Below are 22,626 nucleotides of genomic sequence, written 5' to 3' on the forward strand. Positions count from 1 at the left end.
ACCCTATGATGGCGGTCTTTCAAGCCTGACCAGGAGACACCCTTGCATTCCCGCACCCTGCTGCTGCACGCCCTCATGCTCGCCGGTCTGGCGACGGTATCCATTGCCCACGCCGCGCCTCAGGTGGCCGCGGGCCGCACCATCTTCCAGAACAACTGCGCCAGCTGCCACACGGTCGATGCCGGGCTGGCGCCGCTGGCCGGCCCTGGCCTGTTTGGCGTCATCGGGCGCAAGGCGGCGGGTGTCGCCGGGTTCAATTATTCAGCGGCGCTGGCCAAGGCCGGTGCGGACGGCACGGTGTGGACGCGCGACGAACTCGATGTGTTCCTGCTCGACCCGGCCAAACGCGTGCCCGGCACGACGATGCCGGTCGGCGTGCCGGATGCGACACAGCGCGGCGCGCTGATCGATTACCTGGCCAGCCTGCAGGGCACTGCCGCTGCCGCGCCAGCTGTTGTAAAAGCCGATGCACAAGCTGAAAACCGCACCGGCGCCTGGACCGACAACCAGCCCGGCAAGATCTGGCACATCAAGCCGACCGACCTGGCCGCGCCGTTTGCCACGGACAGCGCCGGCAACAGCGCGCGCGTGCAGGTGCGGCCGAACGGCACGCTGCCGACCGTGATGCCCGGCTTCACGGTCAGCGTGTTCGCACAGGACGCCGACAAGCCGCGCGTGGCGCTGCGCGCACCGAACGGTGACGTGTTCCTGGCCGCGACCGGTGTGGGCGCGATCAAGGTGCTGCGTTCGCGCGATGGCAAGAAGGCCGACAGCGCTGGCGCGTTCGCCACTGGCCTGGCGCGCCCGTACGGCATGGCGTTCTGGCCGAGCGGCGCCAATCCGCAGTATCTGTATGTGGCCGGCGTCAATTCGGTGGTACGCATCCCGTACCGCAATGGCGACCTGACGGCACGCGCGGCGCCCGAAACCGTGATCGCCGAACTGTCCGAGACCAGCGGCGGGCACACGACGCGCACGCTGGCGTTTTCGAAGGATGGCAAGACGCTGCTGCTGTCGATCGGTTCGGCCACCAACGTCGCCGCCGACATCGGCCGCACGCCACCCGTGCCGCTGGCGCAGTGGGAGCGCCAGCATGGCGTGGGCGGCGCCTGGGGCGTCGAGACGGACCGCGCCACCGTCATGGCGTTCGACCCGGACGGCAAGAACCGCCGCACGTTTGCGACCGGTCTGCGCAACTGCGTCGGTCTGCTGGTGCTGCCGGCCACGGGCGACGTCATGTGCAATGTGAACGAGCGCGATGCGCTGGGCGACAACCTGCCGCCGGACTACCTCACGCGCGTGAAGCAGGGCGGCTTCTATGGCTGGCCGTGGTACTACATCGGCGACAACGAAGACCCGCGCCTGGCCGGTCACCGGCCCGACCTGAAGGGCAAGACGATCACCCCGGACGTGCTGCTGCAGGCCCACTCGGCGCCGCTGGGCATGGTGGTGTATCACGCGCCCAAAGGCGCGCAGAATGCGTTCCCGAAAGCGTACGAGGGCGATGTGTTCGTGGCGCTGCACGGCTCGTGGAACCGGGGCGTGCGCACCGGCTACAAGGTCGTGCGCGTGTTCATGAAGAACGGGGTGCCCACCGGGCAGTACCAGGACTTCATGAGCGGCATGGTGCTCAGTGACCGCGATGTATGGGGCCGCCCGGCCGCGGTGGAAGTCGCGCGCGATGGTGCGCTGCTGGTGGTCGACGATGCCGGCGGCACGCTGTGGCGCGTGGCGCCGGGACGCTGACACGACGTGAATATGCGCGTCCACACGCGACCGCACATGCGCTAGGATGGGAATCCCCTGGTTACAAGGACGCCCATGAACCCGCATACCTTCCGGCTGGCCATCTGTGGCGCGGCCCTGCTCACCGGCTGCGCCGGCACACCGCCCGCGGCGGTCAAGCCGACGCTGGTTCTCGAAGACTACGTGGGCGGCGCGCCGCGCGATGCGGCGTGCCTGGCCCTGGACGACGGCGCGCGGGCCCGGGTCACCAGCAACGGTTTCAATCTGGTGGCCAGGGACATGGTGGTCGCCCCCACCGCCAGCACGCCGGCAGATACAGCGCAACGGTCCGTCTACCTGGTACCGCTTGGCAGCCATCCGGTAGAGCGGATGGCGCGACAACTGGACGGCTCGTTCCATTCAGTATTCGTCAATTGCCAAACACGGCTGGCCTATATTGCCAAACGCGGCGGCGTTAGCGACAGTATCTATTGGTTCGGACCGTTCGATCTCTGAGTCGATTCAACGCCGGCTTGAAACCCGCGCGTTAATCCGGCGTGATTTGCAGAATCCCCGTCAATTCAGGCGCGCTTGCCTATTTGGCGCGCCATATCGCGCGGCTTGTTTCCGATTCACGGTTGCGCGCACACAAAGAATCCACGTACTTTACGCGATTGAATTTGTCAAATCGAGAAGATGTGATATTGTCGCGGGCATCGGGCAAATCGATCGAATAATAGGGCGCTGAACCAAACAGTATGCACGGACGCGAAGCGAAAAGAACAAGCCGCCTTGCCTGACCAATTGCTCAGGCAAGGCGGCTTTTTCTTTTCGCACCTGCAAGGGTAGCGATGTGACGACGCTGGAACAGTAACCTGTCGACGTTGGCTGAAGCGCTGCAACTGTGAGGAGTTGCAGCAGTTCAGCCGGTGCCGGATTCATTGGCGCATATCGATTGACGGTTTGCGCCGATGAATAACTCGCTGGGTCAACACGGGCCTGGCGGGTTTTAAACCCTGAGCGTATTTCTCATCGCAGATGAAGGAGAATTAAAATGGCAACCGCTAAAAAAACAGTTGTAAAGGCAGCAGTGAAGAGCGCGCCTTCGTCCACGACGAAGTCGACCGCAAAGGCTGCAGCAGAGAAACCAGTCGCGAAAAAAGCCGCGACCACCACCACCGCCAAGACCACCGCCAAGGCAGCAGCCAAGCCGGCAGCCCGGGCAGTGAGCAAGCCAGTGGCAAAAACCACGGCAAAACCTGTTGCAAAGAAAACCACTGCAACCAAAACTGCCGCGACCAAAACCACGGCCCCCAAAACCACGGCCGCCAAGGCAACGGTTAAATCGACCGCCAAGACTGCAGCAAAGCCAGCAGTAAAGAAAGCGGCGCCTAAAACCGCAGCAAAGACCACGGTAAAGAAAGCTGTCGCTAAAACTGCAGCCAAGCCGACCGTAAAGAAAGTCGCTGCAAAAACGACTGCAAAGCCGGCAACCAAGGCAGCAACCAAGCCAGCAACCAAGACGGCAACCAAGCCAGCCACCAAGTCGGCGACTAAATCGGCCAGCAAGTCAGTAACCAAGACGGCAGCCAAGCCTGCAGCAAAGAAGCCAGCAGCGAAACCGGCGGCCAAGCCGGCAGCGAAGAAAGCGGCAGCGAAACCAGCAGCTAAACCAGCAGCGAAGAAAGCCGCAGCCAAACCAGCGGCCAAGCCAGCAGCAAAGAAAGCCGCAGCCAAGCCGGCCGCAAAACCTGCAGCCAAGAAAACCACGGCCAAGGCCACGACCAAGTCGACCGCTAAATCGACCACCAGGTCGGCTGCTAAATCGCCGGCTAAATCGACTGCCAAATCGACCGCCAAGCCAGCGACCAAAACTGCAGTAAAGAAAACCACCACCAAAGCAGCAGCCAAGCCGGTCGCTAAAAAAGCAAGCACCAGCAAGACCGCTGCCAAACCGGTGACCAAAAAAGCAGCCGCGACCAAAGCAACGACCAAAGTAACGGCAAAACCTGCGGCCCCAAAAGCGACCGTGACCAAAGCCGCCGCCAAACCGGCAGCCAATAAAACCACCGCTGCCAAGACCGTTGCGAAAAAAGCAACCGTGACCAGCACTGCGGCCAAGCCGGCCGTGAAAAAAGCCACGCCAGCCGTGACCAAGGCTGCTGCCACCACGACCGCTGCCGCCAAACCTGCTGTCGCCAAGACTGCTGCGACCAGGACTGTCGCTGCCAAGCCAGCCGCCACCAAGACCGTCGCTACCAAGACCGTCGCGGCCAAGCCAGCTGCCGCCAAGCCAGTCGCTGCCAAGCCAGTCGCCGCCAAGTCGGATACGAAGGCCGACGTCAAGGTCGACACGACGCCGGACGTCAAAGTGGACGCGAAAGCCGATACCAAAGCTGACATGAAAGCAGACGTGAAGGCCGACGCCAAGCCGGAAGCGAAAAAGCCAGCCGCCAAGAAGGCCGCCACCAAGCCAGCAGCGGCTGACGCGAAAGCGGGCGACACGCCTGCCGCCGCGCCGGCAGCGCCAGCGGCCGCGCCAGCAAAAAGCGTGATCGCGCCAACCGCCTGGCCGTTCCCGACCAGCAGCCGTCCGTAATCGCCAACCTCGCCCTGCCTGCCGCGCGCCTCGTGCAGCATGGCAAGTGGGGCGCGCTTCAGGCACAATGCCGCTGTGTGATCCTTCGCACAGCGGTTTTTTTTTGAGGAGAGTCTGTGCTGTCCATTCTTCAGTTTATCGTCGACATCGTTGCAGGCCTGCTGGGTGGGGTGCTGTTGCTGCGCTTCTGGACGAATGCCATCCGCGTGCGTCTTCCCGACCAGATTCGCCAGTTCGTCCACACCATCACCGACTGGCTGGTGATGCCGCTGCGGCGCGTGGTGCCCGGCACCCGCGGCTACGACTGGGCAAGCCTCATCGGCGCCTTCCTGGTGGTCCTGGTGGCTAGCACGGTGCTGCTGCTGGCCGGTGCCAGCGGCGAGACGATGCTGCTGTACGCGCTGCACCGCTTCCTGACGTGGATCCTGTACGGCTTCATGGCGCTGTTGATCATCGAAGCGATCTTCAGCTGGGTCAATCCGAATGCGCCGCTGGCGCCGTTCGTGCACGCTCTCAACCAGCCGCTGCTGCAGCCGATCCGGCGCGTCGTCAAGCCGATCGGCGGCATGGACCTGTCGGTGCTGGTGGCGCTCGTGCTGATTCAGATCCTGCTGTTTGTGCTGCGGCAGGTGTTCGGCTACGTTTGAACCACCCGATCGTAAAAAAGGCCTCTGCATGCAGAGGCCTTTTTTTATGTCCGACGCGGCGCTGGCCGCGCCTTCGGCTTAACGGAACTTGCTGCCGAACGCCTGCTCGAACTGCGCGTCGAATTCCTGCGCCGTGAAGCGGTGGTTCTGGCCACCGGCCGAGGCGATCTTGATTGCGCCCAGCAGGCTGGCGATGCGCCCGCTCGTGGCCCAGTCCAGGTCATTGGTGATGCCGAACAGCAGGCCTGCGCGGTAGGCGTCGCCGCAGCCGGTCGGGTCGACCACGTTCGTGGCCGTCACGGCTGGAATCTTGATGTGCTCACCGTTCGCGTAGATGTCCGAGCCGGCTTCGCCGCGCGTGATGATCAACGCCTCCAGGCGCGCCGCGATGTCGGCATGGCTCAGGCCCGTGCGGTCCATGACCATCTCGAATTCGTAGTCATTGCAGGCCAGGTAGCTGGCCTGGCCGATGAACGTGATCAGTTCTTCGCCCGAGAACATCGGCAGTTGCTGGCCCGGATCGAACATGAACGGCACCTTCTGCGCGGCGCAGTCGCGCGCATGCTTGATCATGCCGTCGCGGCCGTCGGGCGAGATGATCGCCACGCGGATCGCGCCCTGGTCGGCCACGTTGTTCTGGTTCGAGTATTCCATCGCGCCCGGGTGGAAGGCGTTGATCTGGTTGTTGTCCTGGTCGGCCGTCACGAAGCACTGTGCGGTATAGGCCTCGGGGATCGTGCGGATCCCGCGCGTCTCAAGTCCCTGTTCCTGCATGCGCTTGAGGTAGTCGCCACCGTCCTGGCCCAGGGTGCCCATCATTAACGGCTCGCCGCCCAGCTGCTTGAGGTTGTAGGCGATATTGGCCGCGCAGCCGCCGTATTCGGTGCGCAGCGTCGGCACCAGGAACGACACGTTCACGCGGTGCAGCTGGTCGGCCAGCAGCGTGTCGCCAAAGCGGCCGTGGTACTGCATGATTTTGTCGAACGCGAGCGAGCCGCAGATCAGGGCGGTTTTGGTCATGGTGTGGCTTTCATGGATAGAACACTGCAATGTGGTAGCCGGACGGCTCTGCGCCCTCCAGCCTGAAATGGATGCGCACCTGCTGCTCGCCGCGTGCGGCGAACCCGGTGGGCGCGGCAGCGGCGGCGCCGGCATAGTCGCGCGGGGCGAACACGCGGCGCACCAGCGGCTTGTCGTCAAGGTCGTTCAGCGTCAGTTCGAGGCTGGGCCAGGCCAGCGCCATGTCGCCCTGGTTGCGCAGCACGGTGCTGAAGGTATACGCGTTGCCGCCCAGCGTGATGAGTTCACCGGTCTCGATCACCAGCTGCTCCGGCCGCGCCGGCAGGTTGACGCTGCAGCCGAGCAGGGCGCAGGTCGAGACCAGCGCCGGGCGCAGGCCCGGATGGCGCGCCGCCAGCACGTCGCGGAAGCTCAACGCCCCCTGCACGACCAGCGCGATCAGCAGCAGCATGCTGCCGACGGCCAGCGCGGTGCGCGTCGTCTTGCTGGAGGCTTCGCGCTGGCGCGTGCTGCGCACGAACTCGGGTTCATCGACGTCCGGTTTCGGCTTCGGCGGCGGTGGTGGTTTGGGCGCCTCGTCAATGCGCGGCGGTGCAGCCTTGACGCGGCGTGCACGCGCTTCGGCAGCGCGGTTGCGCGGCGAGGCGGGTACGTTCGATGCGATCGGCGGCGAGCCGCCCGACGATTCGCGCAGCAGCAGGGTCGGCGGCCCGATCGAGTCTGCCGTGTGTTCGCGGCTTGGCTCGGGGGCGGGGAGGGTGTCCGGTTCGGGCGTTGATGGCGGCGTCGGCGCCAGTTCTGGTTCCTGCGGCACGGCCGGCTCACTCACCGGGGCAAGTGTCTCGACCGGCGTCTCGACCGGCGTCTCGTCGACGGGGGCAGGGGAAGTATCAGGGGCAGAAACGTCGACCGGCGTATCGGCAGGCGCCGCAACAACCGGTGCAGGCCCGGCCGCCAGATCGATCAGCGCGCTGTTCCCGTCAAAAACCTGCTGGCATGCGCCACAACGCACGATGCCCCCACGCAGCTTGAGCTGGTCCGCGGCGACGCGGAACTGCGTGCCGCAGTGGGGGCATTGTGTGGCGAGCGCCATGCCTTCAGCCGGCAGTAGCAGTGCGCGCCGGCGGTGTGTCCTGGCCCAGCGTGCCGTGCAGGGCGACCCAGCCATCCTGCTCGGCCCAGACGCCCAGCTTGATGAATGGTGCGTAGGCTGCGGCCACTTCGTCGGCCTGGCGTGCCAGCACGCCCGACAGCACGAGCGAACCGCCATCGGCCACGCGGCCAGCCAGCATCGGCGCCATCAGCTTCAATGGGCTCGACAGGATGTTGGCCACGACGATGTCGAACTTGCCGCTCGCATGGCGCGCATTGCCGGAAGCGGCAAACGTGTCAGGCAGGTAGAAGTCGATGGCGACGTTGTTACGCTCGGCATTGGCGCGGGCCGACTCGATCGCCTGCGGATCGATGTCGACACCGGCCACGTCCTGCGCGCCCAGCTTCTTGGCCACCATCGCCAGGATGCCCGAACCGCAGCCGTAGTCCAGCACCGACTTGCCCGGCGCAGGATGGGCTTCGAGCCACTCCATGCACAGGCGCGTCGTCGGATGGCTGCCGGTGCCGAAGGCCAGGCCCGGGTCCAGCTCGAGGATCAGGCCGTTCGGGTCCGGCGCGACGTGCCAGCTCGGCACGACCCAGATATTGGTGCCGATGTGGATCGGCTCGAACTGCGACTGCGTCAGGCGCACCCAGTCGGCGTCTTCCACCTTGCGGGTGGTGAACGCCGGCACGACGGGCAGCCGGATCGCTTGCGCGGCCTCGGTGACGATCGCCAGCTGGTCGGCATCGGCATCGGTCAGCGCGACAACGCGGCTGTGATCCCAGGCCGCTTCGGTCGGCTCCATGCCCGGCTCGCCGAACAGCGGTTTTTCGTCTTCGGTGCCTTCGTCGGCGTCTTCCACCGACACCGACAGCGCGCCGGCTTCCATCAGGGCGTCCGACAGCGCCTCGGCGTGTTCGCGCGCCAGTTCGATGACGACTTCAGTCCAGCTCATTCGATCACCTTGACTTCGGATTTGGCCGACAGCGCCGTTTCCTTCGGCAGGTCAGGCTTGGCGGCCAGTTTCTGCTCCAGGTAGTGGATGTTGGTGCCGCCTTCGATGAAGCGGGCATCGACCATCAGTTCGCGGTGCAGCGGAATATTGGTCAGGATACCCTCGACCACCATCTCGGACAGCGCGATCTGCATGCGGCGAATCGCCTGTTCGCGCGTGGCGCCATACGCGATGACCTTGCCGATCATCGAGTCGTAGTGCGGCGGCACGTAGTAGCCGGCGTACGAGTGCGAATCGACGCGGATGCCAGGGCCACCCGGCGGATGCCAGCTGGTGATGCGGCCCGGCGACGGCGTGAACTTGAACGGGTCTTCGGCATTGATGCGGCACTCGATCGAGTGACCCGACAGCATGATGTCGCGCTGGCGGAAACGCAGCTTTTCGCCGCAGGCGATGCGGATCTGTTCCTGGACGATGTCGATCCCGGTGATCATCTCGGTGACCGGATGCTCGACCTGGATACGCGTGTTCATTTCGATGAAGTAGAACTCGCCATTCTCGTACAGGAATTCGAAGGTGCCGGCGCCGCGGTAGCCGATCTTGCGGCAGGCTTCGGCGCAGCGGTCACCGATCTTTTCGATCAGCTTGCGCGGGATGCCCGGCGCCGGCGCTTCTTCGATGACCTTCTGGTGGCGGCGCTGCATCGAGCAATCGCGCTCGCCGAGCCAGACGGCGTTTTTGTGTTCGTCAGCCAGGATCTGGATTTCCACGTGACGCGGATTTTCCAGATACTTCTCCATATAGACTTCCGGATTGCCAAAGGCGGCGCCGGCTTCGGTCTTGGTCATCGCCACGGCGTTGAGCAGCGCCGCTTCGGTGTGCACCACGCGCATGCCGCGTCCGCCACCGCCGCCGGCAGCCTTGATGATCACCGGGTAGCCGACGCGACGCGCCGTCTGCACGATTTCCTTCGGGTCGTCCGGCAGGGCGCCGTCCGAGCCTGGCACGCACGGCACGCCGGCGCGGATCATGGCCTGCTTGGCCGAGACCTTGTCGCCCATCAGGCGGATCGATTCGGAACGCGGGCCGATGAAGACGAAGCCCGATTTCTCGACGCGCTCGGCGAAGTCGGCGTTTTCGGACAGGAAGCCGTAGCCCGGGTGGATCGCTTCGGCGTCGGTCACTTCGGCCGCACTGATGATCGCGGGCATGTTCAGATAGCTGAGGCTCGACTGCGCCGGGCCGATGCAGACCGATTCGTCCGCCAGTTTCACGTACTTGGCGTCCTTGTCGGCCTCGGAGTGCACGACGACCGTCTTGATGCCCAGCTCGCGGCAGGCGCGCTGGATACGCAGCGCGATTTCACCACGGTTGGCGATGAGGATTTTTTCAAACATGGTTGGTCCGGTGGTTCAGTGAAAACCGGCGCAGCTGAAAGACAAGCGGCGCCGGACACGTCATGGGTGAGCTGGGGGCAGGACTGCCGCCCAGCTTGAGGCTTTAGCCAATCACGAACAGCGGCTGGCCGAATTCGACCGGCTGGCCGTTTTCCACGAGGATCTTGGTGACAACGCCCGAGACATCGGCGTCGATTTCGTTCAGGAGCTTCATCGCTTCGATGATGCACAGCGTGTCGCCTTCCTTGATGTTGGCGCCCACTTCGACGAACGCGGCAGCGCCCGGTGCGGACGAACGGTAGAAGGTACCGACCATCGGCGACTTGACGACGTGGCCGGTTGGCTCGGCGGCCACGACCGGCGCTGCGGCGACAGGCGCAGCGGCCGGGGCTGGTGCCGCGAATTGTTGCACGCCTTGTTGCGGCATCATCATCATCTGGCCCTGGCCAACAGCCGACGACTTGACGATGCGGACCTTGCTTTCGCCTTCGGTCACTTCGAGTTCGGCGATGTCCGATTCAGCGACCAGATCGATCAAGGTCTTGAGTTTTCGTAGATCCATGTGAAACCCCTTGGAATTATTCGTTTTAGAGAGCAGGCCGGCGCGTCAAACACGCCGCACGGCCGCTGATACATGAAGTTGACGTAGATTAACGCTATTTAAGTGCGAAGTCGATGGCAAACCTGTATCCGTGCGGCCCCAGTCCGCAGATCACGCCGCGCGCGATGCCGGAGAGGTAGGAATGCTGCCGGAACGATTCGCGGGCATGCACGTTCGACACGTGCACCTCGACGAATGGAATGGCCACCGACGCGAACGCATCGCGCAGTGCTACGCTGGTATGGGTCAAGCCACCAGGATTGATCACGATAAAATCCACGCCTTCGCTGCGTGCGGCGTGGATGCGATCGATCAGGGCGCCCTCATGATTGCTCTGGAAATGCTCCAGTGCAGCGCCGGCTTGCATGGCTTGTTCAACTGCTGCGTTCTCGATGTCGGCCAGTGTCGTCGTGCCATACACTGCAGGCTCGCGCGTCCCCAATAAATTGAGGTTGGGGCCGTTGAGAAGCAGTAGCTTTTTCGCCATAATGAGAGTCTGGTAGCCCGAAAGTCAGGCATTGTGCCGCCTAGCTCGGCTGTTGGCAAGCGGTAAAATTGCTGCTGATTAGCCGAAATTGGCCGCAATTGCAAATCGTACGATCGTTCGTTAAACCCGTCATCAACCGTTCAATTTGGCCAGGTCGGCGCGCAGTTCGTCGAACTTGAGCTTGCCAATATACGTCTTGAGTACCTGCCCGTCGGCGCCGATCAGCACAGTGTACGGCAAGCCGCCCATCGTGTTGCCCAATTCCTTCGACAGCTCGGTCCCGCCCATACCCGCCACGTAGAGTGGGTAGGCAATCTGGTGCTTGGCAGCAAATTCGCTCATGTTCGTCGGCGAATCGATGCCGATGCCGATCACATTGAAATGCTTGCCCTTGTCTTCACCTGCCAGGTGCGACAGCTCCGGCATTTCCTGTACGCAAGGGCCGCACCAGGTGGCCCAGAAATTCACCAGGAGGGGCTTGCCCTTCCACTGGGCCAGCGGCTGTGGTTCACCCGCCAGGTTGTTGAGCGATTGCGCATACAGGTTGGTGACGGCATTGGTCACTGCACCCGCGCCGGCAGTCGTGCTGATCTGGGGAGAGGCCGGGGCCGGCGCTTTTTTATAGAGTGCAACGACGGCGCCCATCACGCCAAACAGCGCGGCCACTGCCGCGTAGGCGGCCAGGTGTTTCTTGTTCATTCGTTCTGTTCCAGTGTTGAGTCGGCAGCGATCAGCGCGCGCAGGCCGGCAGCGTCGAGACGCTGCGGACGGCCATCTGCGCGCGGCTTGAGCGCGCCGCGCAGGTCTTGGTATTCAAACAATTGCGCATGCACAGTTTCCTTCATCCACGGGAAACTGACGGTCTCGACAGGCGCATGGCGCCCCCCCTTGAAGTGCGGGGTTTCCGAGATCTCGATATTAACATTGCGGTTCAGCAGATAGATCTGCACTTCTTTCGCGCTGTCGGCGAACAGTTGCAGGTGGATATCGTCGTGCTCGCCGGCCGTGCCTTGCAGCACCGGGCCCGTGATGTACGGATTAAAGTCGGCCAGCGCCTCCATGACCTGCAGCGCCGTGGTGCGCAATTGCGCCAGGCGCTCGCCGTGGTCCGGGCCACCGAACAGCGCCAGGTACTTGCGCACTTCGTCTTCGATCTGGATGTCGTCCGGCATCATATTGGGGACAGGCTGGTTCACGCCGAGCACCTGGCGGGCCGCCTTGCGGCGCGCGGTATCGATGTCGGCGCCATCCTGGGCAACCATGCGCGCAGCCACGAGGGCGATCTCGGCGCGCAATTGAATAAGATCGTTGTTCAAGTTCGGCATCATGATCGAGATCATACTCTGAACCTTAATTTGGCAGCGCCTCGGGTAGAATCCCGGTTTCGTCCATTTACATCGCACCAGCGCACCTTCTCATGCACATTCATATTCTCGGCATTTGCGGCACCTTCATGGGTGGCCTGGCGGTCCTGGCCAAGGAAGCCGGTCATCGCGTGACCGGTTGCGACGCCAACGTCTATCCGCCGATGAGCACGCAGTTGCAGGCGCAAGGCATCGAGCTGATCCAGGGCTATGGCCCGGAACAGGTGTCGCTGAATCCCGATCTGTATGTCATTGGCAATGTGATGACGCGCGGCAATCCGCTGATCGAGGAAATCCTGAACCGCGGCTTGCCGTATATGTCGGGGCCGCAGTGGATTGGCGAGCATATTCTGCGCGAAAAATGGGTGCTGGCCGTGGCCGGCACGCACGGCAAGACGACCACGACGTCGATGCTGGCCTGGATACTGGAAGATGCCGGCTATGCACCGGGCTTCCTGATTGGCGGCGTGCCGATGAACTTCGGCGTCTCGGCGCGCCTGCATGGCGACAAGCCATCGGACTTCTTCGTCATCGAAGCCGATGAATACGACACGGCATTCTTCGACAAGCGCAGCAAGTTCGTGCACTACCACGCCAAGACGGCCGTGCTGAACAACCTGGAATACGACCACGCCGACATCTTCCCGGACATCGGCGCCATCGAAACCCAGTTCCACCACCTGGTACGTACCGTGCCAGGCGTGGGCCGACTGGTGGTCAATGGCGACGAAGCCTCGATCGGGCGCGTGCTCAAGCGCGGTTGCTGGAGCGACAAAGAGAGCTTTGGCGGCGCCGATGGCGTCGACTGGACGATGGTCGAGCACCCGGGCGGCGCCAGCTTCGACGTCATCTTCAAGGGCGCGCCGCAAGGCACCGTGCACTGGAGCCTGACCGGCAAGCACAACCGCTCGAACGCGCTGGCCGCCATCGCCGCCGCGCGCCACGTCGGCGTGCCGGTCGCGCAGGCCATCGAATCGCTGGCCCGCTTCGAGAACGTCAAGCGCCGCATGGAGGTGCGCGGCGTGGTCAATAACATCACCGTCTACGACGACTTCGCCCACCACCCGACGGCGATCGCCACCACGGTCGGCGGCCTGCGCCAGAAGCTGGGCGCGCTGGGCGGCGGCCGCATCCTGGCCGTGCTCGAGCCGCGCTCGAACACGATGAAGCTGGGCGCGATGAAGGACGCGCTGCCGGGCAGCCTGAAGGATGCCGACCTGGTGTTCGGCTTCGGCAGCCAGCAGGCGCTGGGCTGGTCCCTGGCCGATGCGTTCAAGCCGATGGGCACGATCGCGCACAGCTTCGACCAGATCGACTATATGGTGCAGGCCATCGTGCAGCAGGCGCAGCCGGGCGATCATATCCTGGTCATGAGCAATGGCGGCTTCGGCGGTGTGCACCAGAAGCTGCTGGACGCGCTGGCCCCATGACGTCGGTGCCTGCTTTGCCACCGTACCTTCTGTATTTGCACGGCTTTCGCTCGTCGCCCAGATCGATGAAGGCGCGCGTCGTGCAGGCGGCGCTTGAAGAGCGCGGCCTGCTCGACCGCCTGATCTGCCCGCAATTGCCGGCGTCGCCAAAGGCCGCGTTCGCGATGGCGCTGGACCTGGCCGCGCAGCATGCACCGGGCAATCTCGCCATCGTCGGCTCGTCCCTTGGCGGCTTCTATGCGTGCGCGCTGGCCGAGCGCCTGGGTGTGCCGGCCGTCGTCATCAACCCGTCGGTCGACCCGACCCGCAACCTCGAACACCACGTGGGCGTGACGACCAACTGGCATTCGGACGAACCGTTCGAGTTTCGCGCCGAGTACATCGATGAACTCAAGGCACTGCGCGTCGACGCCATCACGCAGCCCGAGCGGTACTTTTTGCTGGCCGCCACAGGTGACGAAGTGCTGGACTACCGCGACATGGTGGCCCACTACGCCGGCGCGCGCCAGCATGTGATCTACGGCAGCGACCACGCAGTGTCGGAGTTTCCGATGTATGTCGATGACGTGCTGGCGTTCTGCGGCATGGACGCCGCCGCCCCCGCAGCTGGAGACCCGGCGCAGTGAGGAACCGTTCGCTGCGCCTGGCCGCCTGGCAGCCGCATGCACGCGCCGTGCGCGCGTCCGCGCCAATGCACGACTGGCTCGTCACGCCCGGCTCGCTGACCGCGCGCCTGGTCGCCAGCAGCGACGCGTTTTGCGTGCGCCGCCTGCACCAGCACGGTGCCGTCTGCCTGGCCGACGAAGCGGCAGCGATTGGCCTGGCGCGGCCACAACGCGTCTGGGAACGCGAAGTGCTGCTCGTCTGCGACGGCACGCCGGTGGTCTTTGCGCACACGGTCGTGCCGCCCGATGCCGATGCGAGCGACTGGCCGCTGTTTTCGGCGCTGGGCGAACGCTCGCTCGGCTCGACCCTGTTTTACGATCCGCTCGTGCGGCGCGGATCACTTGAATTTGCGCGCCTGGGCGCCGACCATCCGCTGGTGCGCCGCGCGCACGCGGCCATTGGCGGCGCCGGCGTCCAACAGCCGATTTACCATGCGCGGCGCTGCGTCTATCGCCGCCGTCAAGGCCTGCTCCTGGTCACCGAGGTATTCTTGCCGGCGGTGCTCAGCCTGGGAGCGGGCGCAACCACGAACAACACAGAATAATCATGAATGTATTTTTTGAGGAATCGGGCGACTTCAAGGTCGGCGCCATCCTGTCGCAAGCCGGCGAGGCATACCAGGTCGAACTGGCCAGCGGCAAGCGCACCAAGGTCAAAACGCGTGACGTGCTGCTGCAGTTTGAAAAGCCCGCGCCGCAAGAACTGATGGACGCGGCCAGGGCCGTGGCGGCCGACGTCGACCTCGAATTCCTGTGGGAAGTCGCGGGCGAAGAGGAATTCGGCTTTGCCGAGCTGGGCGCCGAATACTTCGGCCACGCGCCGCTGCCGCACGAAGCGGCCGGCCTCGTGCTGACGCTGCACGGCTCGCCCATCTACTTCTACAAGAAGGGCCGTGGCCGCTACAAGGCCGCGCCAGAAGCGTCGCTCAAGGCCGCCCTGGCCGGCATTGAAAAGAAAAAGCAGCAGGCCATCATCCAGGCCGGCTATGTCGACGAACTGAAAGCGGGCAAGCTGCCCGAGTCGATGCAGCCACTCGTGCACCAGCTGCTGTTCAAGCCCGACAAGAACACGATCGAATACAAGGCGTTCGAGGCCGCGGCCAACGAGCTGCAGACCAATCCTGCGCGCCTGATGCTGGACGTCGGCGGCCTGGCCTCGCCCAAAGACCTGCACATGGGGCGCTTCCTGTTCGAGAACTTCCCGCGCGGGGCCGGCTTTGCGCCGGTGGACGTGCCGAAAGCACCGACCGACCTGCCGCGCGCCGACGTTGCCGCGTTCTCGATCGACGACGTGACCACCACCGAGATCGACGATGCGTTCTCCGTCGTCAAGCTGGACGATGGCACCGTGCGCGTGGGTATCCACATCGCGGCGCCGGGCCTGGCCGTGCGGCCGGACGACGCGATCGACAAGATCGCCCGCGCGCGCATGTCGACCGTGTACATGCCGGGCGACAAGATCACGATGCTGCCGGACGAGGTGGTCAATGCATTCACGCTGGCCGAGGGCAATGATTGCCCGGCGCTGTCGCTGTACGCCGTCTTGAATCCCGAAGACTGGAGCGTGGTGTCGACGACGACGCGCGCCGAGCTGGTGCCGATCAAGAGCAATCTCCGCCACAACGACCTGGACGACCTGGTCAATGAAGAAACGCTGGCCAGCGGCGAGGGCGAGTATCCGCACAAGGAAGAACTGGGCCAGTTGTGGCAGTGGGCCTTGCAGCTCGAAGCTGGCCGCATGGCAAAGCGCGAAGCCTTTGGCCTCAAGCCCGAGCAAGCCAACCGCATGGACTTCAATTTCTACGTCGAGGACGACGTGGTCTCGATCGTGCGCCGCAAGCGCGGCGCGCCGCTGGACAAGATCGTCGCCGAGCTGATGATCTTTGCCAACAGTACCTGGGGCAAGCTGCTGCACGACTCGGGCGTGCCGGGCATCTACCGCTCGCAGGGGCCGGGCGCCGGCGGCTGGGCCGCCAAGATGCAGGTGCGCATGGTCACGCACGCCGCGCCGCACCAGGGCCTGGGCGTGGACCAGTACGCATGGAGCACGTCACCGCTGCGCCGCTATACCGACCTGGTCAACCAGTGGCAGATCATCGCAGCAGCTGAAAACGGCGTCACCGCGCCGCTCGTCGCGCCGTTCAAGCACCGCGATGCGACGCTGTTTTCCATTGTGTCGAGTTTCGACGCGGCGTACGCGGCCTACAACGAGTTCCAGCAGAACATGGAGCGCTACTGGTGCCTGCGCTGGCTGGGGCAGGAGGGCGTCAAGATGGTCGACGCCGTCGTGCTCAAGGACGAGCTCGTGCGCCTGACCGACGTGCCGCTGGTGGTGCGTTTGCCGGGCATGTCGCAGGTGGCGCGCGGCGCGCAGGTCAAGCTCGACATCGTTCGCTGGGACGAGATCGAACTGAACCTCGAGGCGCGTTTGCTGGAAGTGGCAAGCGCCGCGCCGGATGCGGCCATCGAGGAAGAAGAAGACACCGACGCCGACACCGGCGAAGCGGCTGCGGCCGAAGCGGTGGAGGCGGAAGGCGCTGTTGCGGTGGTCGACACGGGCGATGCGGGTGACACCGCGCCAGCCGCGCCTTGATATCCATGGTCACGGATGGCTGGCGCTGTCAGCCATGCGTGACTACCTGATAACGCCTGTTATCCGGATGCTATTGTCGAACGCACCACGTTATGCCGTGCGCCAATTCCGCCTCCCGTATCAGTTCGCCTCAGGTTAGAATGAATCCATTCTCCGATTCAATTCTCACCCGCAGCGCGTGAAGTCTCTCCTACACAACCGTCCCCTGATCATTGCCCTGGCCGTATCGGTGGCAGCCCACGCGGCGCTGCTGGCGGTGCGCTTTGCTGCGCCTGAAACATTCCGCCAGACCCCGGCCGACCCCGGGCTCGAGGTCATCCTGGTCAACGCCAAGCACGACCGCGCGCCAGCGAAGGCCGACGCTCTGGCCCAGGCGAACCTGGACGGCGGCGGCACGGCCGAAGCGGGCCGCGCCAAGTCGCCGCTGCCCGACCTGCGCAAGACGGAGGATGGTGACAGCATCAAGGCGCTGCAGCGCCGCATTGCGGCGCTCGAGCAGATCCAGCAGAACGTCGTCACGCGCGCCCGCACGTCGAGCTTCACTGCGCCCCCGGTCACCGAACGGGAAAAGCCGGATCCGTCGCGCACGGGCGAGGACAACCTCGACACATCGCGCGCCATCTCGCGCAGCGCCGCCGAAATCTTCGAGCGCATCGAAGAAGAAAACCGCCGCCCGAAACGCACGCAGATCACGCCAAGCACGCGCGAGGCCGGCTACGCGCTGTACTACAAGGCGATGCAGAAGCGGATCGAGGAAGTCGGCACGCTGAATTTCCCGCAGCAGGCCGGCAAGAAACTGTATGGCGAGCTGGTCGTGTACATCCCCGTCTACCAGGACGGCACGCTGTACCTGAAGGATGGCGGCCCGAAGGTCGAGCGCAGCTCGGGCAATCCCGCGCTCGACAAGGCGGCGCTCGACATCGTGCGCCGCTCGGCGCCGTACGGTGCGTTCCCGGCCAATATGCGCACCAAGGGCAAGGACGATTTGTGGGAAGTCTTTACGCGCTTCCAGTTCACCCGCGAAGACAGTCTGCGCGCAACCCTGGGAAATGCATCGCCATGACCGACCGTTACTGCGTCATCGGCAACCCGATTGCCCACAGCAAGTCGCCGCGCATCCACGGGCAGTACGCCGCGGAGCTGGGCGAAGACATCCAGTATGAACAGTGCCTGGCGCCGCTCGACGGCTTTGCCGCGACGGTGGCGCGCCTGGTCAGTGAAGGCTACAAGGGCGCCAACGTCACCGTGCCATTCAAGCTGGAAGCGGCCCGCCTGGCCACGCGTTTGACCGCGCGCGCGCAGGCAGCCGGCGCCGTCAATACGCTGGTCTTCGACGGCGACGGGATCGTCGGCGACAACACCGACGGCGTGGGCCTGGTCGCCGACATCGTGCGCAATGCGGGTGTGTCGCTGGATGGCAAGCGCGTGCTGTTGCTGGGGGCGGGCGGCGCCGCGCGCGGCGCGCTCCTGCCGTTGCTGGACGCCGGCCCGCGCCAGATCGTCATTGCCAACCGCACGCTGGCCACCGCCGAGGCGCTGGTGGCGGAGTTTGCCGACCATGCGGCGCGCCTGGCGGTCAGCGGCTTCACCGATGTCGAGGGTCCGTTCGACGTGATCATCAATGCGACGTCGGCCAGCCTGGACGCGGCCGTGCCGCCGGTGCCGGCGACCGTATTCGGCCCGGGCACGCTCGCGTTGGATATGATGTACGGAAACAAGCCAACCGTGTTCATGGACTTTGCTGCAGGTCACGGCGCCGCCGTGCGCGACGGCCTGGGCATGCTGGTGGAGCAGGCCGCCGAAGCGTTCGCGCTGTGGCGGGGCAAGCGGCCGGGCACGGCGCACGTGCTGGCATCGATGCGTCAATCACAATAACAGGGGTAACCCGTGGCTACATCGCGTAGTAAGAATGCAGCGAAGGGATCAGCGAAGCGGCGCTGGATCAAGTGGATTTTTCTGGGCCCGCTGCTGCTCGTGCTGCTGGTCCAGCTGTATTTCTTCGTGATGGTGTGCTGGTATTCACAGGTCGATCCCGGCTCGACCAGCTTCATGCGCGCGCAATTGTCGGTACTGCGTGAAACCAATCCCGACGCCACGCTCAAGCACCAGTGGGTACCGTACGAGCGGATTTCGTACAACCTGAAACGCGCGGTGGTGGCGTCCGAGGACGCCAATTTCAACGAACACTATGGCGTCGACCTGAAAGCCATCGAGCGGGCCTATGAGCGCAACGAGCGGCGGGGCAAGCTGGCCGGCGGCGGCTCGACCATCACGCAGCAACTGGCCAAGAACCTGTTCCTGTCCGGCTCGCGCAGCTATCTGCGCAAGGGTCAGGAAACGATCATCGCCTTCATGCTCGAGACCGTGATGAGCAAGCAGCGCATCCTGGAGATCTACCTGAATGTGGCCGAATTCGGCCGTGGCGTGTTCGGCGCCGAAGCAGCGGCGCGCTATTACTTCAAGACGTCCGCCGCCAAACTCAGCACGGCGCAGGCCGCGCGCCTCGCCGTGATGCTGCCCAATCCGCGCTTCTACGACAAGAACCGCTCGACCCGCTACCTGGAGCGCCGCACCAGCACGATCCAGCGCCGGATCCCGTCGGCGGACGTGCCACGTGCTGACTGACAGCCGTCATTGCGCGTTTGTGGCGCCGGAGTTGGCTGCTCGGCGGGCAAACGGTTACACTTGCGCTACTTTTGTCGACCGGCCAAGAATAGCGAGACCCAGCGCATGATCAATGTATTCGTCCTACAGAACGGCCGCCTGAACCAGGTCACGATCGAATCCCGTGAGGAACTCGAGAGCGTGGCGCCGGTCTGGGTCGACCTGACCGACCCGAGCGAAGAAGAACGCGTCTGGGTCAAGGCCAAGTACAACGTGATCCTGCCGGGCGAAGACGAAGTCCAGGACATCGAAGCATCGGCGCGTTACTACGAAGCCGAAAATGGCGACCTGCACCTGCGCACCGACTTCCTGCTGGAAGAAGAAGACGGCCCGTCGCGCGTGATCACAGTGGCGTTCATCCTGTCGGGCAAGATCCTGTTCTCGGTGCACAACGACGATTTGCCGGTGTTCCGCCTGGTGCGCATGCGCGCCCGCTCGCGGCCCGGCTCGATCGAAGACTATATGGATGTGCTGCTCGACCTGTACGCGACCGACGCCGAGTATTCGGCCGACTCGCTCGAGGGCATCTACGAAAGTCTCGAAGAAGTCTCGACCCGCGTGCTGCAGAAAGAATTTACCGACCAGGACGCGGCCGCGGCACTGAACGCGATCGCGCACGAGGAAGACTTGAACGGCCGCATCCGCCGCAACATGATGGACACGCGCCGCGCCGTCAGCTTCCTGATGCGCGGGCGCCTGCTGAACTCGGACCAGTTCGAGGAAGCGCGCCAGATCCTGCGCGACATCGAGTCGCTCGACGGGCACACATCGTTCCTGTTCGACAAGGTGAACTTCCTGATGGACGCCACGGTCGGCTTCATCAACATCAACCAGAACAAGATCATCAAGATCTTCTCGGTGGCCTCGGTCGCGTTCCTGCCGCCAACGCTGATCGCCAGTGTCTACGGCATGAACTTCGCCGTGATGCCCGAGCTGCAATGGCGCTTCGGGTACCCGCTGGCCATTCTGTTGATGATTGGCTGCGGCGTGGCGCCGCTGTGGTATTTCAGAAGGCGTGGCTGGCTGAAGTAAGGCCAGCACGCAGAGCCACCGTCGCCCCGCTACCCGTCATTCCCGCGCAGGCGGGAATCCAAGTCCGTTGCACGTCCACTAAAGTTCAAGCTGGTGGCGACGCAGGCAATGGGATTCCCGCCTTCGCGGGAATGACGGTCTGGGGGCTAGTGGCTGTCACCCGATCCGCTTGAACACGCGCCGCGCCGCTTCGATGGTTTCGTCGATCGCCGCATCGTCGTGCTGGATCGACACGAAGCCTGCCTCGAACATCGCCGGTGCAAAGTACACGCCTTCGTCCAGCATGCCGTGGAAGAAGCGGTTGAAGCGCTCCTTGTCGCCGGCCATCATTTCACTGTAGCTGCCCGGGACGTCCTTCGAGAAGTACATGCCGAACATGCCGCCCACGGCGTCGCCGCAGAAGTCGATGCCCGCTTCGCGCGCCGCCTCGGTCAGGCCGGCCACCAGGCGGTTCGCCGTGGCGCTCAAGCGCTCGTAGAACCCGGCTTCCTGGATCAGCTTGAGTGTGGTCATGCCCGCCGCCACCGCGACCGGATTGCCCGACAGCGTGCCGGCCTGGTACACCGGGCCGATCGGCGCCATCTTCTGCATCAGCTCGGCGCGCCCGCCAAACGCCGCCACCGGCATGCCGCCGCCGATGACCTTGCCCAGCGCGGTCAGGTCGGGCTGGATGCCGTATAGGCCCTGCGCGCCTTGCAGGCCCACGCGGAAGCCGCACATCACTTCGTCGAAGATCAGGACGGCGCCGTGCTTCGTGCACAGGGTGCGCATGGCCTGCAGGAACTCGGGCGTGGCGCGGATCAGGTTCATGTTGCCGGCCACCGGCTCGACGATCACGCAGGCGATCTCGTCACCCATCGTCGCGAATGCGTCTTCCAGTTGCGCCACGTTGTTGTAGTCGAGCACGAGCGTGTGCTTGACGAAGTCTTCCGGCACGCCGGCCGAGGTCGGATTGCCGAAGGTGAGCAGGCCGCTGCCGGCTTTCACCAGCAGCGAATCGGCGTGGCCGTGGTAGCAGCCTTCGAACTTGACGATCTTGTCGCGGCCGGTGGCGCCGCGCGCCAGGCGCAGCGCGCTCATCGTTGCTTCGGTGCCGGACGAGACCAGGCGCACCTGCTCGATCGACGGCAGCAGGCGGCAGATTTCTTCGGCGATCTCGATCTCGCCTTCGGTCGGCGCGCCGAACGACAGGCCGTTGGCGGCAGCGGCCTGCACGGCCGACACCACTTCGGGGCGGGCGTGGCCGAGGATGGCCGGGCCCCACGAGCCGATGTAGTCGATGTAGCGCTTGCCGTCGGCGTCCCAGAAGTGCGGGCCGAGGGCGCGCGTGATGAAGCGCGGGGTGCCGCCAACCGAGCGGAAGGCGCGCACGGGCGAATTGACGCCGCCCGGCGTGGTCAATTGGGCGCGGGCAAACAGGGTGTCGTTGCGCGAGGTGGCTTGTTCAGTGGTCATGTTGACGTTTCAAGAAGAGGAAAGACCGTCCCGCGCAGCGCGCTTGAAACTCAGGGACGGAAGAATTTGGCGGGAATGAATTTGCCCATGCCGAAGCGTTGTGCGTTCTCGAGCGCGCCGGTCGTGTATTCCTGCGCCACGGCCAGCGCGGTCGGCGCATCCATGCCGCGCGCCATCAGGGCGGTGAACGCGGCCGAATAGGTGTTGCCGGCGCCCAGGAACGGGCCGGGTAGGTGCTGCCAGTCAACCCGCGCGACTTCGCCGCTGGCATCGAACAGGCGGTTCGAGCAGGCGCCGGCCGTGTCGCGCGTGCCGGTCACGAGCACATACTGCAGGCCGGACGAGGTCAGTTCGGCCACGTCTTCAGCGAGGTTGCAGGGATCGGCATCGCCACCGTCGCGCCACAGCTCGGCCATGCGGCCCAGTTCGGCCTGCGACAGGATCAGCGCGGTGGCTTGCGGCGCCAGGATCGAACGCAGGGCCATCAGCATTTCTTCGTCGCCCATGCCGGCGTCGGGCAGAGCAGACAGGAACGGGTCGAGGATCAGCGGCGCGTCCGGGTAGTCGGAAACGATCTCGGCAATGGCGGCCAGGTGCAGCGCGGTGCCCACGGCGCCAACCTTGAAGGCGGCGATCGGCATGTCTTCGAGCAGCGCGCGCGCCTGTTCAGCCATCCAGTCGCTGTCGAGCTCATACATGTGCTCGACGCGTGCGCTGTCGGACACGAGCAGGCCCGCAATCGCCGACAGCCCGTGGCACCCGAGGGCGGCAAAGGCGGCGACGTCCGATTGCACGCCCAGCGCGCCGACGGGATCGCAGACGCCAAAACTCAGGATGAGGGGTAACGGTTGGTTTTGCACGACGGGTAGATTAAGATGCCGGATTCTGATTCCACA

Annotated in this window: 23 protein-coding genes; 12 read left to right on the forward strand and 11 right to left on the reverse strand. The window is 64.6% G+C overall.

From position 1 onward, the window contains the following. The first annotated feature begins 42 nt into the window (after nucleotides 1-42). Together AC56LN_RS01495 and AC56LN_RS01500 are read left to right on the forward strand one after the other, a co-directional pair. On the forward strand, nucleotides 43-1,746 hold the full coding sequence (locus AC56LN_RS01495) for a PQQ-dependent sugar dehydrogenase (RefSeq protein ID WP_499569581.1): 1,704 nt from the start codon (nucleotides 43-45) through the stop codon (nucleotides 1,744-1,746). A 75-nt stretch (nucleotides 1,747-1,821) separates the two neighbouring features. Next, nucleotides 1,822-2,241, forward strand: a complete 420-nt coding sequence (locus AC56LN_RS01500) for a hypothetical protein (RefSeq protein ID WP_499569582.1) — start codon at nucleotides 1,822-1,824, stop codon at nucleotides 2,239-2,241. A gap of 513 nt (nucleotides 2,242-2,754) precedes the next feature. Here the strand turns inward: AC56LN_RS01500 and AC56LN_RS01505 are convergent. Continuing rightward, the gene (locus tag AC56LN_RS01505; protein ID WP_499569584.1) at nucleotides 2,755-3,846 is read right to left on the reverse strand and encodes a hypothetical protein; all 1,092 of its coding nucleotides are present in this window, start codon (nucleotides 3,844-3,846) and stop codon (nucleotides 2,755-2,757) included. Between AC56LN_RS01505 and AC56LN_RS01510 the strand changes: the two genes are divergently transcribed. Both AC56LN_RS01510 and AC56LN_RS01515 read left to right on the forward strand, forming a co-directional pair. Further along, nucleotides 3,827-4,324 carry a hypothetical protein gene (locus tag AC56LN_RS01510; RefSeq protein ID WP_499569585.1) on the forward strand — a complete coding sequence of 166 codons (498 nt, stop codon included), beginning with the start codon at nucleotides 3,827-3,829 and terminating at the stop codon, nucleotides 4,322-4,324. The two genes, AC56LN_RS01505 and AC56LN_RS01510, sit on opposite strands and share 20 nt — an antisense overlap. Nucleotides 4,325-4,440: 116 nt before the next feature. Then, nucleotides 4,441-4,971, forward strand: coding sequence for a YggT family protein (locus AC56LN_RS01515; RefSeq protein WP_499569586.1), 531 nt, complete (start codon nucleotides 4,441-4,443; stop codon nucleotides 4,969-4,971). A 78-nt stretch (nucleotides 4,972-5,049) separates the two neighbouring features. Here AC56LN_RS01515 and AC56LN_RS01520 read toward each other — a convergent pair whose 3' ends face one another. The 8 genes from AC56LN_RS01520 to AC56LN_RS01555 form a co-directional block, all read right to left on the reverse strand. Then, nucleotides 5,050-5,991: a carbohydrate kinase family protein gene (locus tag AC56LN_RS01520; RefSeq protein WP_499569587.1), complete on the reverse strand. Its 942-nt coding sequence runs from the start codon at nucleotides 5,989-5,991 to the stop codon at nucleotides 5,050-5,052. A 10-nt stretch (nucleotides 5,992-6,001) separates the two neighbouring features. Further along, nucleotides 6,002-7,084: a DUF3426 domain-containing protein gene (locus AC56LN_RS01525; RefSeq protein WP_499569588.1), complete on the reverse strand. Its 1,083-nt coding sequence runs from the start codon at nucleotides 7,082-7,084 to the stop codon at nucleotides 6,002-6,004. Nucleotides 7,085-7,088: 4 nt separating this feature from the next. Further along, nucleotides 7,089-8,042, reverse strand: a complete 954-nt coding sequence (prmA, locus tag AC56LN_RS01530; RefSeq protein ID WP_499569589.1) for a 50S ribosomal protein L11 methyltransferase — start codon at nucleotides 8,040-8,042, stop codon at nucleotides 7,089-7,091. Then, the gene (gene accC / locus AC56LN_RS01535) at nucleotides 8,039-9,439 is read right to left on the reverse strand and encodes an acetyl-CoA carboxylase biotin carboxylase subunit (RefSeq protein ID WP_499569590.1); all 1,401 of its coding nucleotides are present in this window, start codon (nucleotides 9,437-9,439) and stop codon (nucleotides 8,039-8,041) included. The genes prmA and accC overlap by 4 nt, the downstream gene beginning before the upstream one ends. Nucleotides 9,440-9,542: 103 nt before the next feature. Next, nucleotides 9,543-10,001 (reverse strand): acetyl-CoA carboxylase biotin carboxyl carrier protein, encoded by a 459-nt coding sequence (gene accB / locus AC56LN_RS01540; protein ID WP_499569591.1) that lies wholly within the window; start codon nucleotides 9,999-10,001, stop codon nucleotides 9,543-9,545. Nucleotides 10,002-10,095: 94 nt separating this feature from the next. Further along, nucleotides 10,096-10,527 carry a type II 3-dehydroquinate dehydratase gene (gene aroQ, locus AC56LN_RS01545; protein ID WP_499569592.1) on the reverse strand — a complete coding sequence of 144 codons (432 nt, stop codon included), beginning with the start codon at nucleotides 10,525-10,527 and terminating at the stop codon, nucleotides 10,096-10,098. A 132-nt stretch (nucleotides 10,528-10,659) separates the two neighbouring features. Then, nucleotides 10,660-11,226 (reverse strand): TlpA family protein disulfide reductase, encoded by a 567-nt coding sequence (locus AC56LN_RS01550; protein ID WP_499569593.1) that lies wholly within the window; start codon nucleotides 11,224-11,226, stop codon nucleotides 10,660-10,662. Next, the gene (locus tag AC56LN_RS01555) at nucleotides 11,223-11,855 is read right to left on the reverse strand and encodes a hypothetical protein (protein ID WP_499569594.1); all 633 of its coding nucleotides are present in this window, start codon (nucleotides 11,853-11,855) and stop codon (nucleotides 11,223-11,225) included. The genes AC56LN_RS01550 and AC56LN_RS01555 overlap by 4 nt, the downstream gene beginning before the upstream one ends. A gap of 89 nt (nucleotides 11,856-11,944) precedes the next feature. Between AC56LN_RS01555 and mpl the strand changes: the two genes are divergently transcribed. From mpl to corA, 8 genes are all read left to right on the forward strand, one after another. Continuing rightward, nucleotides 11,945-13,321: a UDP-N-acetylmuramate:L-alanyl-gamma-D-glutamyl-meso-diaminopimelate ligase gene (gene mpl / locus AC56LN_RS01560; protein WP_499569595.1), complete on the forward strand. Its 1,377-nt coding sequence runs from the start codon at nucleotides 11,945-11,947 to the stop codon at nucleotides 13,319-13,321. A 14-nt stretch (nucleotides 13,322-13,335) separates the two neighbouring features. Continuing rightward, entirely contained in the window at nucleotides 13,336-13,947 is a 612-nt protein-coding gene (locus AC56LN_RS01565; protein ID WP_499569596.1) for a YqiA/YcfP family alpha/beta fold hydrolase, read from the forward strand. Beyond that, nucleotides 13,944-14,531 carry a chorismate--pyruvate lyase family protein gene (locus AC56LN_RS01570; protein ID WP_499569597.1) on the forward strand — a complete coding sequence of 196 codons (588 nt, stop codon included), beginning with the start codon at nucleotides 13,944-13,946 and terminating at the stop codon, nucleotides 14,529-14,531. Before AC56LN_RS01565 ends, AC56LN_RS01570 begins: the two co-directional genes overlap by 4 nt. A 2-nt stretch (nucleotides 14,532-14,533) precedes the next feature. Continuing rightward, nucleotides 14,534-16,579 (forward strand): ribonuclease catalytic domain-containing protein, encoded by a 2,046-nt coding sequence (locus AC56LN_RS01575; protein WP_499569598.1) that lies wholly within the window; start codon nucleotides 14,534-14,536, stop codon nucleotides 16,577-16,579. 178 nt (nucleotides 16,580-16,757) lie between these two features. Next, nucleotides 16,758-17,642: an energy transducer TonB gene (locus AC56LN_RS01580; RefSeq protein WP_499569599.1), complete on the forward strand. Its 885-nt coding sequence runs from the start codon at nucleotides 16,758-16,760 to the stop codon at nucleotides 17,640-17,642. Next, the gene (gene aroE / locus AC56LN_RS01585) at nucleotides 17,639-18,454 is read left to right on the forward strand and encodes a shikimate dehydrogenase (RefSeq protein ID WP_499569600.1); all 816 of its coding nucleotides are present in this window, start codon (nucleotides 17,639-17,641) and stop codon (nucleotides 18,452-18,454) included. The genes AC56LN_RS01580 and aroE overlap by 4 nt, the downstream gene beginning before the upstream one ends. A 12-nt stretch (nucleotides 18,455-18,466) precedes the next feature. Further along, entirely contained in the window at nucleotides 18,467-19,204 is a 738-nt protein-coding gene (gene mtgA, locus AC56LN_RS01590; RefSeq protein WP_499569601.1) for a monofunctional biosynthetic peptidoglycan transglycosylase, read from the forward strand. Between the two features lie 105 nt (nucleotides 19,205-19,309). Then, on the forward strand, nucleotides 19,310-20,275 hold the full coding sequence (gene corA, locus AC56LN_RS01595; protein ID WP_482896218.1) for a magnesium/cobalt transporter CorA: 966 nt from the start codon (nucleotides 19,310-19,312) through the stop codon (nucleotides 20,273-20,275). A gap of 156 nt (nucleotides 20,276-20,431) precedes the next feature. Here the strand turns inward: corA and hemL are convergent, their stop codons facing one another. Together hemL and thiD are read right to left on the reverse strand one after the other, a co-directional pair. Continuing rightward, a complete protein-coding gene (hemL, locus tag AC56LN_RS01600; protein ID WP_499569602.1) occupies nucleotides 20,432-21,730 on the reverse strand; it encodes a glutamate-1-semialdehyde 2,1-aminomutase in 1,299 nt (432 codons plus the stop codon). 50 nt (nucleotides 21,731-21,780) lie between these two features. Then, on the reverse strand, nucleotides 21,781-22,590 hold the full coding sequence (gene thiD, locus AC56LN_RS01605; protein ID WP_482896216.1) for a bifunctional hydroxymethylpyrimidine kinase/phosphomethylpyrimidine kinase: 810 nt from the start codon (nucleotides 22,588-22,590) through the stop codon (nucleotides 21,781-21,783). Nucleotides 22,591-22,626: the final 36 nt, after the last annotated feature.

The sequence above is a fragment of the Telluria sp. ZT3P26 genome (assembly GCF_059686035.1).

Bases quoted from the DNA above. Each gene is read 5' to 3' on its own strand.
- AC56LN_RS01500 (WP_499569582.1), top strand. From the start codon at position 1,822: ATGAACCCGCATACCTTCCGGCTGGCCATCTGTGGCGCGGCCCTGCTC.
- AC56LN_RS01520 (WP_499569587.1), bottom strand. From the start codon at position 5,991: ATGACCAAAACCGCCCTGATCTGCGGCTCGCTCGCGTTCGACAAAATC.
- AC56LN_RS01525 (WP_499569588.1), bottom strand. From the start codon at position 7,084: ATGGCGCTCGCCACACAATGCCCCCACTGCGGCACGCAGTTCCGCGTC.
- prmA (WP_499569589.1), bottom strand. From the start codon at position 8,042: ATGAGCTGGACTGAAGTCGTCATCGAACTGGCGCGCGAACACGCCGAG.
- accC (WP_499569590.1), bottom strand. From the start codon at position 9,439: ATGTTTGAAAAAATCCTCATCGCCAACCGTGGTGAAATCGCGCTGCGT.
- accB (WP_499569591.1), bottom strand. From the start codon at position 10,001: ATGGATCTACGAAAACTCAAGACCTTGATCGATCTGGTCGCTGAATCG.
- aroQ (WP_499569592.1), bottom strand. From the start codon at position 10,527: ATGGCGAAAAAGCTACTGCTTCTCAACGGCCCCAACCTCAATTTATTG.
- AC56LN_RS01550 (WP_499569593.1), bottom strand. From the start codon at position 11,226: ATGAACAAGAAACACCTGGCCGCCTACGCGGCAGTGGCCGCGCTGTTT.
- AC56LN_RS01555 (WP_499569594.1), bottom strand. From the start codon at position 11,855: ATGATGCCGAACTTGAACAACGATCTTATTCAATTGCGCGCCGAGATC.
- mpl (WP_499569595.1), top strand. From the start codon at position 11,945: ATGCACATTCATATTCTCGGCATTTGCGGCACCTTCATGGGTGGCCTG.
- AC56LN_RS01575 (WP_499569598.1), top strand. From the start codon at position 14,534: ATGAATGTATTTTTTGAGGAATCGGGCGACTTCAAGGTCGGCGCCATC.
- aroE (WP_499569600.1), top strand. From the start codon at position 17,639: ATGACCGACCGTTACTGCGTCATCGGCAACCCGATTGCCCACAGCAAG.
- corA (WP_482896218.1), top strand. From the start codon at position 19,310: ATGATCAATGTATTCGTCCTACAGAACGGCCGCCTGAACCAGGTCACG.
- hemL (WP_499569602.1), bottom strand. From the start codon at position 21,730: ATGACCACTGAACAAGCCACCTCGCGCAACGACACCCTGTTTGCCCGC.